This window comes from Arthrobacter gengyunqii (assembly GCF_023022985.1).
GTDB classification, from domain to species: domain Bacteria; phylum Actinomycetota; class Actinomycetes; order Actinomycetales; family Micrococcaceae; genus Arthrobacter_B; species Arthrobacter_B gengyunqii.
This window is the reverse complement of record NZ_CP095461.1, coordinates 148,462-163,160: the sequence shown is the minus strand read 5'-3', so window position 1 is coordinate 163,160 and position 14,699 is coordinate 148,462. Positions and strand designations below refer to the sequence as shown.

Annotated in this window: 21 protein-coding genes and 3 tRNA genes; 10 read left to right on the top strand and 14 right to left on the bottom strand. The window is 64.9% G+C overall.

Annotated features, from left to right (window positions below; translation table 11 throughout):
• Window positions 1-11 precede the first annotated feature (11 nt).
• The 4 genes from MUG94_RS00845 (at window position 12) to MUG94_RS00830 (ending at window position 2,235) form a co-directional block, all read left to right on the top strand.
• Window positions 12-605 (top strand): hypothetical protein, encoded by a 594-nt coding sequence (locus tag MUG94_RS00845; protein ID WP_227907539.1) that lies wholly within the window; start codon window positions 12-14, stop codon window positions 603-605.
• A 136-nt stretch (window positions 606-741) separates the two neighbouring features.
• Complete coding sequence (locus MUG94_RS00840) at window positions 742-891, top strand: GVDTG sorting domain-containing protein (protein ID WP_227907538.1); 150 nt, start codon at window positions 742-744, stop codon at window positions 889-891.
• Between the two features lie 42 nt (window positions 892-933).
• The gene (locus MUG94_RS00835; RefSeq protein ID WP_227907537.1) at window positions 934-1,626 is read left to right on the top strand and encodes a sortase domain-containing protein; all 693 of its coding nucleotides are present in this window, start codon (window positions 934-936) and stop codon (window positions 1,624-1,626) included.
• Window positions 1,627-1,734: 108 nt separating this feature from the next.
• Entirely contained in the window at window positions 1,735-2,235 is a 501-nt protein-coding gene (locus MUG94_RS00830) for a DUF427 domain-containing protein (RefSeq protein ID WP_227907536.1), read from the top strand.
• 96 nt (window positions 2,236-2,331) lie between these two features.
• Here MUG94_RS00830 and MUG94_RS00825 read toward each other — a convergent pair whose 3' ends face one another.
• The 3 genes from MUG94_RS00825 to MUG94_RS00815 form a co-directional block, all read right to left on the bottom strand.
• Window positions 2,332-2,760 carry a DUF3151 domain-containing protein gene (locus MUG94_RS00825; protein WP_104053616.1) on the bottom strand — a complete coding sequence of 143 codons (429 nt, stop codon included), beginning with the start codon at window positions 2,758-2,760 and terminating at the stop codon, window positions 2,332-2,334.
• Entirely contained in the window at window positions 2,760-3,779 is a 1,020-nt protein-coding gene (gene fbaA / locus MUG94_RS00820; RefSeq protein ID WP_227907533.1) for a class II fructose-bisphosphate aldolase, read from the bottom strand. The genes MUG94_RS00825 and fbaA overlap by 1 nt, the downstream gene beginning before the upstream one ends.
• Window positions 3,780-3,930: 151 nt before the next feature.
• Entirely contained in the window at window positions 3,931-4,584 is a 654-nt protein-coding gene (locus MUG94_RS00815) for a TrmH family RNA methyltransferase (RefSeq protein WP_227891139.1), read from the bottom strand.
• Window positions 4,585-4,743: 159 nt separating this feature from the next.
• Here MUG94_RS00815 and MUG94_RS00810 point away from each other — a divergent pair, with 159 nt between their 5' ends.
• On the top strand, window positions 4,744-5,496 hold the full coding sequence (locus tag MUG94_RS00810; protein WP_227891138.1) for an HAD-IIA family hydrolase: 753 nt from the start codon (window positions 4,744-4,746) through the stop codon (window positions 5,494-5,496).
• A 27-nt stretch (window positions 5,497-5,523) separates the two neighbouring features.
• Here the strand turns inward: MUG94_RS00810 and MUG94_RS00805 are convergent, their stop codons facing one another.
• Together MUG94_RS00805 and pyrE are read right to left on the bottom strand one after the other, a co-directional pair.
• Window positions 5,524-6,525 (bottom strand): alpha/beta hydrolase, encoded by a 1,002-nt coding sequence (locus tag MUG94_RS00805; protein ID WP_227907532.1) that lies wholly within the window; start codon window positions 6,523-6,525, stop codon window positions 5,524-5,526.
• Between the two features lie 54 nt (window positions 6,526-6,579).
• A complete protein-coding gene (gene pyrE, locus MUG94_RS00800; protein WP_423724312.1) occupies window positions 6,580-7,158 on the bottom strand; it encodes an orotate phosphoribosyltransferase in 579 nt (192 codons plus the stop codon).
• A 58-nt stretch (window positions 7,159-7,216) separates the two neighbouring features.
• Between pyrE and nadE the strand changes: the two genes are divergently transcribed.
• From nadE to MUG94_RS00785, 3 genes are read left to right on the top strand one after another with little or no spacing between them, the layout of a single operon-like run.
• Complete coding sequence (gene nadE, locus MUG94_RS00795) at window positions 7,217-8,053, top strand: NAD(+) synthase (RefSeq protein ID WP_227907529.1); 837 nt, start codon at window positions 7,217-7,219, stop codon at window positions 8,051-8,053.
• Between the two features lie 30 nt (window positions 8,054-8,083).
• Complete coding sequence (locus MUG94_RS00790; protein WP_227891071.1) at window positions 8,084-8,887, top strand: exodeoxyribonuclease III; 804 nt, start codon at window positions 8,084-8,086, stop codon at window positions 8,885-8,887.
• 2 nt (window positions 8,888-8,889) lie between these two features.
• Window positions 8,890-9,744 carry a DUF8083 family protein gene (locus MUG94_RS00785; RefSeq protein ID WP_227891070.1) on the top strand — a complete coding sequence of 285 codons (855 nt, stop codon included), beginning with the start codon at window positions 8,890-8,892 and terminating at the stop codon, window positions 9,742-9,744.
• Between the two features lie 12 nt (window positions 9,745-9,756).
• Here the strand turns inward: MUG94_RS00785 and MUG94_RS00780 are convergent, their stop codons facing one another.
• The 9 genes from MUG94_RS00780 to MUG94_RS00740 all read right to left on the bottom strand — a co-directional run bounded on the left by MUG94_RS00780 (window position 9,757) and on the right by MUG94_RS00740 (window position 13,235).
• Window positions 9,757-10,368, bottom strand: a complete 612-nt coding sequence (locus MUG94_RS00780; RefSeq protein WP_227891069.1) for a hypothetical protein — start codon at window positions 10,366-10,368, stop codon at window positions 9,757-9,759.
• Window positions 10,365-10,949, bottom strand: coding sequence for a DUF6286 domain-containing protein (locus tag MUG94_RS00775; RefSeq protein WP_227891068.1), 585 nt, complete (start codon window positions 10,947-10,949; stop codon window positions 10,365-10,367). Before MUG94_RS00775 ends, MUG94_RS00780 begins: the two co-directional genes overlap by 4 nt.
• Window positions 10,946-11,341, bottom strand: a complete 396-nt coding sequence (locus MUG94_RS00770) for a hypothetical protein (protein WP_227891067.1) — start codon at window positions 11,339-11,341, stop codon at window positions 10,946-10,948. The genes MUG94_RS00775 and MUG94_RS00770 overlap by 4 nt, the downstream gene beginning before the upstream one ends.
• Window positions 11,338-11,529 (bottom strand): DUF2273 domain-containing protein, encoded by a 192-nt coding sequence (locus MUG94_RS00765; RefSeq protein WP_152220571.1) that lies wholly within the window; start codon window positions 11,527-11,529, stop codon window positions 11,338-11,340. Before MUG94_RS00765 ends, MUG94_RS00770 begins: the two co-directional genes overlap by 4 nt.
• A 71-nt stretch (window positions 11,530-11,600) precedes the next feature.
• Entirely contained in the window at window positions 11,601-12,146 is a 546-nt protein-coding gene (locus tag MUG94_RS00760; protein WP_227907527.1) for an Asp23/Gls24 family envelope stress response protein, read from the bottom strand.
• Between the two features lie 57 nt (window positions 12,147-12,203).
• Window positions 12,204-12,650 carry a pyridoxamine 5'-phosphate oxidase family protein gene (locus MUG94_RS00755; RefSeq protein ID WP_227907525.1) on the bottom strand — a complete coding sequence of 149 codons (447 nt, stop codon included), beginning with the start codon at window positions 12,648-12,650 and terminating at the stop codon, window positions 12,204-12,206.
• 245 nt (window positions 12,651-12,895) lie between these two features.
• Window positions 12,896-12,971: transfer RNA gene (locus MUG94_RS00750), tRNA-Phe, on the bottom strand.
• A gap of 58 nt (window positions 12,972-13,029) precedes the next feature.
• Window positions 13,030-13,103, bottom strand: a tRNA-Asp gene (locus tag MUG94_RS00745).
• A 59-nt stretch (window positions 13,104-13,162) separates the two neighbouring features.
• Window positions 13,163-13,235 (bottom strand) — tRNA-Glu (locus tag MUG94_RS00740).
• Window positions 13,236-13,393: 158 nt separating this feature from the next.
• Here MUG94_RS00740 and MUG94_RS00735 point away from each other — a divergent pair.
• Both MUG94_RS00735 and MUG94_RS00730 read left to right on the top strand, forming a co-directional pair.
• Window positions 13,394-13,753, top strand: coding sequence for a metallopeptidase family protein (locus MUG94_RS00735; RefSeq protein WP_227891137.1), 360 nt, complete (start codon window positions 13,394-13,396; stop codon window positions 13,751-13,753).
• A gap of 13 nt (window positions 13,754-13,766) precedes the next feature.
• Entirely contained in the window at window positions 13,767-14,696 is a 930-nt protein-coding gene (locus MUG94_RS00730) for a cation diffusion facilitator family transporter (protein ID WP_227891064.1), read from the top strand.
• Window positions 14,697-14,699: the final 3 nt, after the last annotated feature.

The following is a 14,699-nucleotide window of genomic DNA, read 5'->3' as shown; positions in this document are numbered from 1 at the left end:
AGCGTGACCGGATGGACCGTTTTCGGGGCTTCATTGCCGGCATTGGAACATCCTCCGGCACCCGGATGGTGGTGGGCCATTGGCTGGAGTCACCGTTTGGTGCGTTCACGGATGTCATGACGGAGAACGCCGCCGGGTCACGCCTGCTGCTGGCCCCCAGCCAGGAGATTGCGGACTACGTGTCCGGCACCTATTCCTTTGATGCGGTGGACGTGGCAGACGTCGAAGCCCGGCTCACCGCACACCAACTCCTTGTCAGTGCGGGGCCGCTTCGGCTGAGGGCGGATCTGGGTCCGCGCACGCTGCTTGGTCAGCTGCTGGAGCGTGTTCCGCCCGCTGTTGCCGTGCACCCGCGCTGGCTGGGTGCCGTCAGTCCCTTGGCCGGCTTGCTGATGCGCGGTGTCCGGACGTCCGGATCGGCAGGCGGCGGACGCCGTGAGTACTACGGCGTCCGGTCCATCCGGTCCCTCACCGGAGCCCTGGCCAGCTGGGATGGACGGGATCTGGGCGGATTGTCACCCATTGATCCGCCGGTTCGCTTCGGATTCAGCTCGGTGCCGCCGAAACCGCAAATAGTGGCTGTGACTACCAGCATTGTTTCGTGACGGGCTTTTGTCCCGATTTAATGTGCGTGCCGCGGAGGTAAAAACACCGGCTACCCGGGTGACAAAACTACCGTCACCCAGCAAACCTGTTCCCGAAACGCAACCAACCCAGCCACCCACACCGACAGACACCGGGATGCCAATGCCCGAGGGCGGCGTCGATGCCGGTGTGGCGACGGAGAAGGGGACGGACTTCGGTTCAGTCGCCCTGGCCGGAGGCTTCATCCTGGCCGCCGCCGGGGCCGGAACCTACGTCATTCGGCGCCGCAGCGAAAACCATGCCTAGTTCCGAGCGACCAGGATCAGCCGGAATAAGGTTCCATCACTCATGAGCCGACTGACACCTGAGATCGGCGGCGGCAGGAGTCTTCGGGCAACTGCCGCCGCCTGCCTGTTCATTACAGCCGGCTTGCTGCTCCCGGGATGCGGAACCAGCCCCGGCGCCGAAGCGTTGCCGCCGGAACCCTCGGCGTCGTCCTGGCAGCTGCCGCCGTCGCCCGCTCAGACCACCGGTGGCACCGTCACCTCCGAGCCAACAGAAACACCAAGCCCTGAGTCGGCCCGCGAGATCACGGCACGACCCAGAACCCTGACGCTTCCGTCCGTTGCCGCAGGTTCGGACCTGATGCAGGTGGGGCTGAGGGAAGACGGCACATTGGAAGTGCCTCCCGGCAACCCCGGAGCACCCGCTGCCTGGTACCGAGATTCACCAAAACCCGGAGACCCCGGACCGGCAGTGATCCTGGGGCACGTCAACGCCGACGATGGCGGACCGGGGGTCTTCGCGAACCTGCGCGAACTGCAGCCAAATGATGAGATTCAGGTTCAGCGTGAGGACGGTTCCACCGCGGTTTTCACAGTGCTGTACGGAGAGCAGTATCCCAAGGACACCTTCCCCACCGAGAAGGTCTACGGCAACACTGACGGGCCTGAACTCCGTCTGATCACCTGCGACGGTTACGATCCCCAGAACGGAACCTTCGGTGACAACTACGTTGTCTATGCGCGGATTGCCTCCTGAGCTTGCCGAAGCACCCATCCCGAACATCCACAGCTTCGAAGCAAGGGATAACCCGGAACATCCGAGCCCGGGCGGAGCCGGCTGCAGCCGGCAGACGAAAGGTCGATCATGGAACACCACCCTCTGCATCGGGAGCCGGAGCGCACCACGGAATCCGTGTGGGACTATCCCCGGCCACCGCGGGTTGAACCGACGTCGGAGCACATTCAGATTCTTCTGGGCGGGCAGCTGATCGCGGACACCACGTCAGCCGTCCGCGTGCTCGAAACCAGCCATCCCCCGGTGTACTACATCCCCCTGGAGGACTTTGCGCCGGACGCGTTGGTTCCGGTCAGCGGATCCACCTGGTGCGAGTACAAGGGCAAGGCGGCGTACTTCGACGTCACCGGCGGAAAGGCACGGGCAGACCGGGCCGCGTGGACCTATCCCGATCCCGTTTCCGGGTACGGTCAGCTGGCAACCCGGGCAGCGGTGTATCCGGGGAAGATGGAGCGCTGCACGGTGAACGGCGAAGAGGTCCAGGCGCAGGACGGAGACTTCTACGGCGGCTGGATAACCGGACGCATCACCGGCCCATTCAAGGGGGCACCGGGCACCGGCGGCTGGTGACCCGACCTGCCGGGACTCCCAATACTCTCGGACACGCCAAAGGCCGGGCACCAGCCGAAGCTGGCACCCGGCCCCTTGCCGCAGATCACCGCAGGATCAGGACTCGCGTCCCTCAATGGCAATCTTGGCCTGCGGATCCGACTCATTCAGGAACTTGGTGATCCGGTCCACTTCCTCGGCCTCGCCAATGGCCGCCGCCGCCCGGCCCAGGGCGTACAGCGAACGCAGGAAACCCTGGTTCGGCACATGCTCCCACGGGATGGGACCGGCACCGCGCCAGCCCGAGCGCCTCAGGGCGTCCAGACCGCGGTGGTAGCCAACCCGCGCATAGGCGTAGGACTCAATGGTCCGTCCCTCATCGAACGCCTCATCGGCCAAGATGGCCCAGACCTGCGAGGAGGTGGGGTGCTTCGCTGCCAGGTCCACGGCTTCGTCTCCGGCTTCAAGGCGGGCGACGACGTCGGACTCCTCGGGCAGGTACGTGGGCTCGGGGCCGAGCAGGTTCTTGCGGAATTCATCTGACATTAGAGGGACTTGCCTGCCGATCCTAGGTTCTGTGCTGCTTCGATCACGCGGGCGGACATGCCGGCTTCCGCCGACGCACCCCACACGCGGGGGTCGTACTGCTTCTTGTTGCCAACTTCGCCGTCGACCTTCAGGACGCCGTCGTAATTGCGGAACATGTGGTCCACAACGGGGCGGGTGTAGGCGTACTGGGTGTCGGTGTCGATGTTCATCTTCACGACGCCGTAGGAAACGGCGTCCGCGATCTCCTGTGCGGAGGAGCCCGAGCCGCCGTGGAAGACCAGGTCGAAGGGGCGCTCGCGGCCAATGGATTCACCCACGGCGTCCTGGATGTCCTTGAGGATTTCCGGGCGCAGCTTCACGCCGCCCGGCTTGTACACGCCGTGCACGTTGCCGAAGGTGAGAGCCGTGATGTAACGGCCCTTGTCACCGGCGCCGAGGGCCTCGATGGTCTTCATGCCGTCCGCCACCGTGGTGTACAGCTTCTCGTTGATGGCGTTCTCCACGCCGTCTTCCTCACCGCCCACGGTGCCGATTTCCACCTCGAGGATCATCTTGGCGGCATGCGTGCGGGCCAGCAGTTCCTGGGCGATGCGGAGGTTGTCCTCGAGGGTTTCCGCGGAGCCGTCCCACATGTGGGAGTTGAAGATGGGGTCCTCTCCGCGCTTGACCGCAGCTTCGGAGGCTGCGAGGAGGGGGAGCACAAAATCCTCGAGCTTGTCCTTGGGGCAGTGGTCCGTGTGCAGGGCAATGTTCACGTCATAGCTCTTCGCCACTTCGCGGGCATACGCCGCGAAGGCCAGCGAACCGGTGACCATGTTCTTAATCTTGGCACCGGACCAGTAGGCGGCGCCGCCGGTGGACACCTGGACGATGCCGTCCGACCCGGCCTCGGCGAACCCGGCGAGGGCGGCATTCAGCGTCTGGGACGAGGTGACGTTCACTGCCGGATACGCGAATCCCCCGGCCTTTGCACGGTCAATCATCTCGGCATAAATCTCAGGGGTTGCAATAGGCATGCTGACTCCTCGTGAAAGGTCGATCTACGGCAGGGCCAGGGCCCTCATTGGCTTCCTACATCCTAGCCATAAGTATCCTTCCGGCAGCAGGCCGTGTCACTGCATCACGCACCGAGGAGCCGCAACGAGCCGGGTCCTTTCCGGTTATTGGTCAGTTCACCGTCTGGCCGAACACATGCCGCCTGATCCATCCATGCATGGCAATGGCCGCCGCGGAGCCTGCATTGATGGACCGGGTGGAGCCGAACTGGGCAATGGACAGGGTGGCATCGGCGGCGGCATGCACCTCCGGGCTGAGCCCGGGTCCTTCCTGGCCGAACACCAGGACACAGTTCTGAGGCAGCTCGTAGGTTTCCAGGGGCACGGAATCCGGAAAGTTGTCGATCCCGATAATGCGCAGGCCTTCACCGTGAGCCCACTGCACGAAGTCCTCGACGGTGGGGTGGTGCCGCACATGCTGGTACCGGTCGGTGACCATCGCGCCGCGGCGGTTCCAGCGCCGTCGTCCAATGATGTGCACTTCCTTGGCCATGAACGCGTTGGCCGTGCGGACCACGGTGCCTATGTTGAAGTCGTGCTGCCAGTTTTCAATGGCGACATGGAACGGATGCCGCTTGGTGTCCAGATCCGCCACGATTGCGTCGTGTTTCCAGTAGCGGTACTCATCCACGACGTTGCGGACATCGCCGTTGGCCAGCAGTTCCGGATCCCAGTGGTCGCCCTCCGGGAGCGGTCCTTCCCACGGGCCGACGCCCACCTGATGCAACGGTGCGGTGTCGGGTGTTTCAACGGGCAGGTCCGGCAATTGTTCAGCGCTGTCTTTCACCCTTCAAGCTTAAGGTGAAAGACTGGCCCGGAAGATCACGGGCGAGCGGCGGCGGAACCGGGCACACCTGGGGCCCCGCACGGCAAGAAAAGGAACAGCGTGGGCGAAAACGAGAACATTGAGTGCTGGCTGACGGACATGGACGGTGTCCTGGTCCACGAGAATAATCCCATTCCGGGCGCAGCCGAGCTCATTGACCGCTGGGTGGCCACGTCCAAGCGGTTCCTGGTCCTGACCAACAACTCGATCTACACCCCGCGGGACCTCGCCGCACGGCTGCACGCCTCCGGACTGGAAATTCCCGAAGAAAACCTGTGGACGTCCGCGCTGGCCACGGCCGAATTCCTGAAGGACCAGGTCAAAAACGCCGGCGTACCGGGACGCTGCTTCGTGGTGGGAGAGGCCGGGCTTACGACGGCGCTGCATGAGGCCGGAATGATCCTCACGGACACCAATCCGGACTACGTGGTGTTGGGCGAAACCCGCACGTACTCCTTCGGCACCATCACCAAGGCCATCCGCCTGATCATGGGCGGGGCACGCTTCATTGCCACCAACCCGGACGTCACCGGCCCGTCGCCGGAGGGCCCCCTGCCCGCAACCGGCGCGATCGCGGCCCTGATCACCGCCGCCACCAACATGAAGCCCTACATTGTGGGCAAACCCAATCCCATGATGTTCCGCTCCGCGATGCGTAAGATCGACGCCCATTCGGAAACCACCGCCATGATCGGTGACCGGATGGACACGGACATCATTGCCGGCATCGAGGCCGGGCTGACCACGGTCCTGGTCCTCAGCGGCATCACGCAGCGCGAGGACATCAATTCCTATCCGTTCCGTCCCACCCAGATCGTCAACTCGGTCTCGGACCTGATCAGCACGGTTTAAGGCTGTCGCCCGGTTCGGGCGCCTGGGTCAGAACACGGATTTCAGGCCGCCGCCCTGTTCCGGAGGAGAGTATTGCCGCAGCACGTCGCGCACCACCCGCTGGTAAACGCCGGGATTCCACTGCGGGCTGGCATGCGCCGGGCTGGCTCCTTCGGTCACCAGGTCGTTGGAGACGAGGTTGCGCGGGAACACTGCGGCCCATTCATACTTGGCGCCGAAGTAATTGACCGTCTTGTCGTCCGGATTACCGATGAACGCCAGCGAGGTGCCGCCCAGGGCACCGGCATAGCGCGTCGCCTCGTAGTGGAAGATGTAGGACGCTTCGGACTGGATCAGGGTGGTCGACGGCGCCAGCGGCGAAAGCTGCTCCAGGGTCTGGTCCACCACCGTCCGCCAGGTCCGTTCGTCCTTGTGCAGCACCCGCTCCCCCAGTTCATACCCGCCGCGGACCACGCTGGGAATCCGGTAGCCGGCGTCGTACAGGGCCACGACGCCCTCAAACATCGCCCGGTCCAGGACGTCCTGCGGGCCGGCCGGGCTGGAGTCCAGGATGATGAGTTCGACGGCGACGCCGCGCTCCAGCAGCCTGGCCGCCACCTCGACGGCGAGCATCCCGCCGAAACTGTGGCCGTAAAAGTAGATGCGCCGCAGCTGATGATTTCGGATGTAGCGGTACACGGCGGCCACGATGTCATCGACGTCCAGGCCCCGGTTGGAATAACCCACCCCGGCAAGCTGGCCGCGTGAAGCCAGCGCCGGGCGCAGGGAATTGAGGAGCCAGACCGTCTCTTCCCAGCTGGTCTTGTAGCCCGGAAACAGGAACCAGGAAGCCGTGGGGAACCGCCGTTCCGCGGTCTCGTCCCGGACCCGAAGGATTTCCAGATCTTCCCGGTACCGCTGGATTTGGCGGGTCACCAACAAATCCGCGGCCAGGGTCAACCCCAGTGCGCTGCCGGCCAGAAAACGGCGCCGGGAGTACCGTTTGAGGTTTTCTGCGGACCGCAGGAACTCTGCCGGATCCCCGGTCACGGCAGCCCGGGTCCCGCGCCCGGCAATGCAGGTCCCGCCGTTGCCGCCGCGGCCTTAGTCCAGACCCAGCTCATCCTTGCCGAATGCATAGAGATACGGCACTCCGGCTTCAGCTTCAATGCGTTCCTTCGATCCCGTGTTCCGGTCCACGATGACGGCAACGGCCACCACGTTTCCGCCGGCCCGCCGGACGCCTTCCACGGCGGCCAGCGCCGATCCGCCCGTGGTGGAGGTGTCTTCCAGGACCACCACGTTGCGGCCGGCAACATCGGGGCCCTCAACCTGCCGGCCCATGCCGTAGGACTTCTGCGCCTTGCGCACCACGAAGGCGTCGATCGGCCGGCCGGCACGGGCACCGGCATTCATCACAGCGGTGGCCACCGGATCGGCGCCCATGGTCAGCCCGCCGGCGCTCTCAAAGGAAAGGCCGGCTCCGTCAATCAGGTCCAGCATCACATCGCCCACCAGCTGGGAGGCCTCGTGGTGGAGGGTAATGCGGCGAAGGTCAATGTAGTAGTCGGCCTCGGCGCCGGAAGACAGTGTCACCTTTCCCCGGACCACGGCCAGGTCACTGATGAGATCCAAAAGGCGGGCACGGGCAGCAGGCAAAGCGGGCGCAGTCATGGCCTCCATCCTAGCCGAGGGCCCCTTTCCCACACACGGATGTGACGGGGGATATAGGCTGGGATACATGCGCCAATTACAAGCTGAAATCATCGCGGAAATGGGCGTGCAGCCCACCATTGATGCCGGTGCGGAAATCCGCCGGCGCGTGGACTTCCTGAAGGCCTATCGCGCCGCTTCCCATACCGGCGGGTTTGTCCTGGGCATCAGCGGAGGGATCGACTCCACCCTGGCCGGCCGTCTGGCCCAGCTGGCGGTGGATGAGCTCACTGCTGAAGGCACCGAGGCGCAGTTCATTGCCCTCCGCCTGCCCTACCAGGTCCAGCATGACGAAGCGGACGCGCAGGCCGCCCTCGAGTTCATCCGTCCCGACGTCTCCTGGGTCTACAACGTGGCGCCGGCCGTGGACGGCTACGAAGACGAGTACGTCAAGATGACCGGCGAGCGGATCAGCGACTTCAACAAGGGCAACATCAAGGCACGGGCCCGGATGACGGCCCAGTACGCGGTGGCCGGCCAGCACAACCTGCTGGTCATTGGCACGGACCACGGCGCTGAATCCGTCACCGGGTTCTTCACGAAATACGGCGACGGCGGCGCTGACGTCCTGCCGCTGTTCGGCCTGAACAAGCGCCAGAACCGGCAGCTGCTGGCCGAACTCGGCGCCCCGGAATCCCTGGTGCACAAGGCTCCCACCGCGGACCTGTTGGATAATGCCCCGGGCCAGACCGATGAGACGGAGCTGGGCATCTCCTACGACACCATTGACGACTACCTTGAAGGACGCGAGGTCCCGGACGAAGCGGCTGAGAAGATCGAGCGCAGATTCCTGATGACCCGGCACAAGCGGACCGTGCCGGTGAGCATTCTGGACACATGGTGGAAGCCGGAAGTCATGCCGTGAACCGGGCGGACATTCGGTAACGTAGCAAGGGTGAAGATTGCTACGTGGAATGTGAACTCCATCCGTGCCCGTGCCGACCGCGTTGAGGCGTGGCTGCAGCGCTCCGACGTCGATGTCCTGGCCATTCAGGAAACCAAAGCCAAGGACGAAAATTTTCCGTGGGAAATCTTTGAGAACAACGGCTACGAAGTTGCCCACTTCGGCCTGAGCCAGTGGAACGGCGTGGCCATCGCCTCCCGGGTGGGGCTCGACGACGTCGAGCGCACCTTCCCGGGCCAGCCGGCGTTCGGCAAGACCGAGGCCACCACCGCCACCGAGGCCCGCGCCATCGGTGCCACCTGCAACGGCGTGCGGGTGTGGAGCCTGTACGTCCCCAACGGCCGCGCCGTGGGCGATCCCCACATGCCGTACAAGCTGCAGTGGCTGGACATCCTTAAGGATCAGGCCGCAGGCTGGATGAAGGAGAACCCGGACCTGCCGCTGGCACTGATGGGTGACTGGAACATCGCCCCGCAGGATGACGATGTGTGGGACATCGACTGGTTCCGCGCCCAGAATGCCACCCACGTCACCGAACCGGAGCGAGCGGCATTCCAAGCTTTCCTCGACGCCGGGCTCACCGACGTCGTCCGGCCGTACACGCCGGGACCCGGCGTGTACACGTACTGGGACTACACGCAGCTGCGTTTCCCGAAGAAGGAAGGCATGCGCATCGACTTCGTCCTCGGTTCCCCCGCTCTTGCCGCCCGGGTCACCGGCGCCTCCATTGACCGCGAGGAGCGCAAGGGCAAGGGTGCCTCTGACCACGCTCCCGTCATCGTGGAGCTGGACTGACCATGAGCCCGCGGCCTCAGCAGCCCCTGCACCGCACGTTCCCCTACGTGTCGCATCTGCGTGTCTATGAGCCGCTGGACGTGTTTGACGATGGCCAGCAACTGGCCATCTTGGATCAGCGGTCCCGGGGACGCCATGAGACCGAGGTCCTGGAACGCAGTGACGCCGTGCGCCGGCTGGTCCGTGCTGTTTCGGATCCCTTTCCGCACGGTTCCTCCGACCTGGTGAGGGTACTGCATTACCCGGGCCATGAAGGGTCCACCCGCAGACTGTACTGCCCCAACCAGCTGGCGGTCAGGGCCTCACTGGCCGCCGAATCACTGGGCGAAAGCATCCGCGGCCCCCTGGTCGATGTCCTGGTGCCGGAAGTGGCCCGCGAGGCGCACGCCGCCCGGATAGATCCTGATTCGTTTGCCGACTCGCTGGCACGGCTGCACACGCGCTCGGCGACCTGGGGCGTCCCGTTCGGTTGGTTTGTGCTGCTGCACGAGGATGACCACAGCGAGGTGGTGGAGGATGACGGCAAGGTGCAGACCGTCCGGCTCGCGGCACCGGTGGGCCAGTCCCTGGAACGGGCACGCGGCGCCATGGCTTCCCTGGCGCTCGTGGCGCCTGAGCTGGATCTGCTGGATGAACTGGACGAGCTGACGAATTGGCTGGAGGTTTTCTCCGAGGACGCAGTGCTGGAGCTGGACTACGGTCCGGTGGCGGACCTGGTGTTCCCCGACGATTCCCCGTCGGATGTCCGGTTGGGCATCGAATCACTGGCGGAAGGTGACATGACCGGGGCCGCCGCCTCCTACCGCAGGCTGGCCAACCGATGGATTCCCATCCGTCAGCTGGCCCGCGCCAGCTGACGGAGCGCGGACCTAGCGGACCCGGTCCTCGCGGTTGAAGCGCAGTTTGCGGCCGGCATCGATGCTGATCAGCACCGCCGGTTCCCGGCCCAGGGCAGCGTCGAGTGCTTCCACCAGGTGCGTGGCGTCGGCGGCAATCAAGTGCGGTGCCGCTCCCTGCCGGGGATTGATCCGGATCCGAAGCGCAGAACTGCCCCGCACGTCATAGGTGCTGACGGCGGCAGCTGCCACATCGGGGTTTTCCTGCAGGGCCGACCGGAGCGCCTGCTCCGCCACCGCGCCGCTGATCGCCACACGGCCCGGTGCGCCGTCGTCGTCGTATTCCGAGATCAGGGTGCCGGTTCGTCCGCGGCCCTGCGCTGCCGCCCAAAGGACCAGGAACACGATCGCCACGACCATGGCCACCACCAGCAGGGGCCAGATCCAGCTCTGCGACTGCCCCGGCAGGGCAGTGTCAGCCCCAAAAGCCTCGACCCTCTCCAACAGTCCGGGCGCGAAGCCCTGCCAGCGGCGGGCGGCGCCGCTGTCGAGGCTGAGCCAGAGCAAGCCGCCGCCGAGCCCGATGAGGATCAGCCCAAGAAGGCCCAGCAGGAAGCGGTTCAGTGCGCGGGGCGTGCGGTTCACTGTCCGATCACCCCCATCTGGGAGACCTGCACACGGACCTCGGGCCGCGGTTCCAGTCCGGTCAGCTCCAGCTCCTCGGCCACGGCGTTCCGCACCGCATCCTCATCGACCGGGACGCCCGAGGTGGGGCGGATGCGGACGTCGACGCGGGTGCGGCCAACGGTCACCAGCACCTGCTCGGAAGTAACACCGGCGGTGAGACGCGCCCGCCGGGCCAGTGACGACGCCAGCACTTCGGCATCCACCACGACGGCGGCGCGCGGGTTGGGCAGGGCGTAACGCGGGCGCCGGCCCGGCAGAACCGCCTGCAGGAACAGCACGAGGCCCGCCAGGAGGATGAGCAGTCCGCTCAGTCCCAGAATGGCTGAGTCGGCATTCTCCGGCAGCCGTGACAACCAGGCGCCCAGGGCGGCAGGGTCAGTGAGCCAAGCATCCTGGCCCAGGGTTTGAAGGGTTGCTTCCAGCAGGACATAAAGGCAGAAGAGAATGCCCAGGATCACGGCCACCACGGAGGCGGCCGCCCGGCTGGCGTGGGTTTCGCGGCGCACGATCTGGCGCGTGCGGACGTCGTTGCTGCTCACCGGACCCTGCTTCCTTCCTCAAGCTGGACGCCGGTGATGCGCACGTCCACCCTTGAAACCAATGATCCGGTAAGTTCCGTGACCCTGTCCCTGAGCAGGGGTTTGGCCGCGTGGGCGCGGTCCCAGACCGATCCGCCCGCCCGGCTGACCAGGCCCGGGTCAGCCGCAATGCGGTTCAGCGGCGGAAGGGCGACCGGCAGGGCCAGGGACATTGCAAGCATGCCCTGGTCATCGGACCAGGTAACCCTGATCTGTGCCGGCGGAACCCGAAAGAATTCGGCGGCGGCCGCTTTGGCCGTGGAGGTCAGTGCCTGGGTGCTGATCCGGTTATGTCCGGCGAGGCCGGTTCCGGGTTCAGCGAACGGTGCTGCGGGCAGGACTGCGGAGCTCACGAGGATGAACGGCGTCCGGTCAGCGCATCGCGGACCGTGCGGAAATCGACCTTGCCCTCCGCGGCGCGTCCGCACAGGGCTCCCACGGCAATGAACAGTGCCATCAGCAGGAAGCCCCAAAAATCGAAAATCAGGGCGGTGAAGGCCAGAACGGCTCCGATCGCCATGCCCGTAACGGTTGGTTTCATAGTTCCTGCCTCATGACGGTGATCCCGAACTCTTCTTCGACCCTATAACGGATACTGCCGCAGCCCTTCCGCTACGCGGATTCGGGCGCGGAGCCGGGCTTGCCTTCGGCCGCGCCCGGAATCTGGACGTCATTCACGTCTACGTTCACTTCCACCACCCGCAGTCCCACCAGCGATTCCACCGCGGCGTAGACGGCGGCACGAACGTTGTCGGCAATCCGGGTCAGCGGGGTCCCGTAAACAGCCACGAGGGTGACGTCAACCGCCACTTCGGTCTCGCCCACTTCAACGTGGACTCCCTGGGTGGCGCTGGAACCTCCCACCGCGTCGCGGACGGCGCCGAGCGCACGCCCGGAACCGGTGCCCAGTGCGTAAACCCCTGCCACGGATCGGGCGGCAATGGCGGCAACTTTCGCCACTGCCTGCTCGCTGATGGCAGTTTTGCCGCCGATCACGGTGGGGGGAACTTCTGCTGGGACCGCGGCGGAGGCCGCTGACGGCGCCTGCGGGGGAACAGGTGCGTGCACGGGGGCCCGGCGGGCTGCTGCATCCACCGATTCCGGCCGGGCGGGGCCGCCCTGGGCTGCGGACAGGAACTGGTTCTGGGCGTCATCCATGCTGCAAAGCGTATCCTGCGGCTCTGTCCTTTGGGCAGGCAGGGCAGCGGGCGGCACTCAATGCCGTCCCACCCTGCGCCCGGTAAGGAGCCCGGGCTCAATGCCGATGAAGACATCACGCTGCCCGCCGCCCCACGGCTCATCCATGCGGCGCCCCCAGAGTTCGGTCAGCAGGTCGGCGTCCGTGACGGGCTCGGCCCTTCCGCTGAGCAGGACGGACCAGCCGTCCATGCGGCCGGGATCATGGTGGTCAATCTGGAAGGACGCGCTTTGGTGCTCCGGTCCGCCGCCCAGGAACCCGTCGTGTGCGGTCCGGAAATAAACACCTTGGTCGTGGACAACGTAGTTGACCGGATAAACCAGCACCCGGCCGTTGTCCAGATATGCCACCCGCCCGGTCCCCCTGCCGGACAACAGCGTCCAGCACTGCGCTTCCGTCAGGTCCTCGCTCTGGTGCGTGGCAGCACTTTCCCACGCAAAACCCTGTGTATCTTCCGTCGCCATCATTGCCTCCGAAGTAGATTCAGGGACCAGTCAAGCGTCAACGTACGGATTTTGGGAAGAGAGCAGAGCGCTTTTTCCGCGTCGGGGCGGGTTTGGACGGCTGAGACCGCGACGCCGATAAACTGACCTATTTGATGAAGGATATTCTCTGGCTCATCATTGCAAAGGCTCCGGGGCCGCGACCCGGACCGGAGGCGAGGGCAGTTAAAAGAAAAACCCCGGACTCGTAAGTCCGGGGTTTTAGCTGGTGGCTCCGACCGGCGTCGATCCGGTGACCTTTCGATTTTCAGTCGAACGCTCTACCAACTGAGCTACAGAGCCGGGCATCATCGCTACCGATGATCACCGAGATCTTCCAAATCGCTTCAGAAAATCTGAGCGACCCTGACGGGACTCGAACCCGCGACCTCCGCCGTGACAGGGCGGCGCGCTAACCAACTGCGCTACAGGGCCTTGCTTTTCACGAGTGTAAACTCTACCAGCATTTCGCCGGTCCGATTACCACTCCTGAGTACCCCCAACGGGATTCGAACCCGTGCCGCCGCCGTGAAAGGGCGGTGTCCTAGGCCGCTAGACGATGGGGGCCTTTAGAACACACGGGAACGCTTTGAAGCGGAAGTTTCCGTTCGTTTGCGCCCCTGTGGACTCATAAAACTATAGGGCCTGTTGGGGCAAACAGCAAAACGGCTGCGGCGGCGGCCCCGACACACTGTCCCGTTAGAGTGGCTTAGGTGCCCATAGACATGCTTCCCGAAGACTTCGAAACCGCGGTGGATGACGCTCTGGACTCCATCCCCGCGGATCTGGCCGCTGCCATGAACAACGTCGCCATCTTCATCGAGGACGAGTACGTGCCTCTCCCCGGCGAGGATCCTGAGACCGAACTGCTTGGCCTGTACGACGGCACCCCGCTGACAGAACGCGATTCCTGGTGGGACGCCGGTTCGCTGCCGGACCGCATTGTCATTTTCCGCGGACCGCTGATGCGGATGTGTTCCACCCGGGATGAACTGGTGGATGAAATCCGCATCACGGTCATCCACGAGGTGGCCCACCATTTCGGGATCGACGACGAGCGCCTGCATGAACTTGGCTGGGGATAGTTAGCCTTAAGTCATGGGAGATCATCACGGCCACAGTCACGGACTGCCCGCAGGAACCGCAACCGGCAAGCACCGACGCAAACTGCTGATCGTTTTCCTCATCACCATCAGCGTGGTTTTCCTGCAGGTGGTGGGCGCCCTGCTCTCCGGCTCGCTGGCGCTGCTGGCCGATGCAGGGCACATGCTCTCCGACGCCGCCGGCGTTTCCATAGCGCTGGTGGCCGCCTGGATTGCGACCCGGCCAGCCACCAAGCGCCGCACCTACGGCTATCAACGCGCCGAAGTGCTTGCCGCGCTGGCAAATGCGATGCTGCTGATCGTCATTGCCACCGTCATTTTCGTTGAGGCCATCCGCCGCTTCGGAACTGAACCCGAAGTGCACACCGGCCTCATGCTCGGTGCCGCAATTGTGGGCGGACTGGCCAACCTCGCATCGCTGCTGGTGCTGCAAAGCGGCCGCAAGGAAAGCCTGAACGTACGCGGCGCCTATCTGGAAGTCCTGGGCGACCTGCTGGGATCCGCCGCCGTCGTTGTGTCAGCCGTCGTCATCATGCTCACGGGTTACCAGCAGGCGGACACCTGGGCTTCCATCCTGATAGCCCTGATGATCCTGCCCCGCGCGTGGTCACTGCTGAAGGAAGTCATCGATGTCCTCCTCGAAGCCACACCGCAGGGAGTGGACGCCGAGATGATTCGCGACCACATTGTCCGGGTGGACGGCATCTCGGACGCGCATGACATCCACATCTGGACCATCACCTCAGGGGTCCCCGTGTTCTCCGCCCACGTGGTGGTCGACGACGACCACCTCACCTCCGAGCGGATGGACCAGCTGCTGGACCGTCTCACGGCATGCCTCAGCGAGCACTTCGACACGGAGCACTGCACTTTCCAGCTGGAACCCGCCACACACGCCATCCACGAGGGGCAGCACCACGCCTGACCC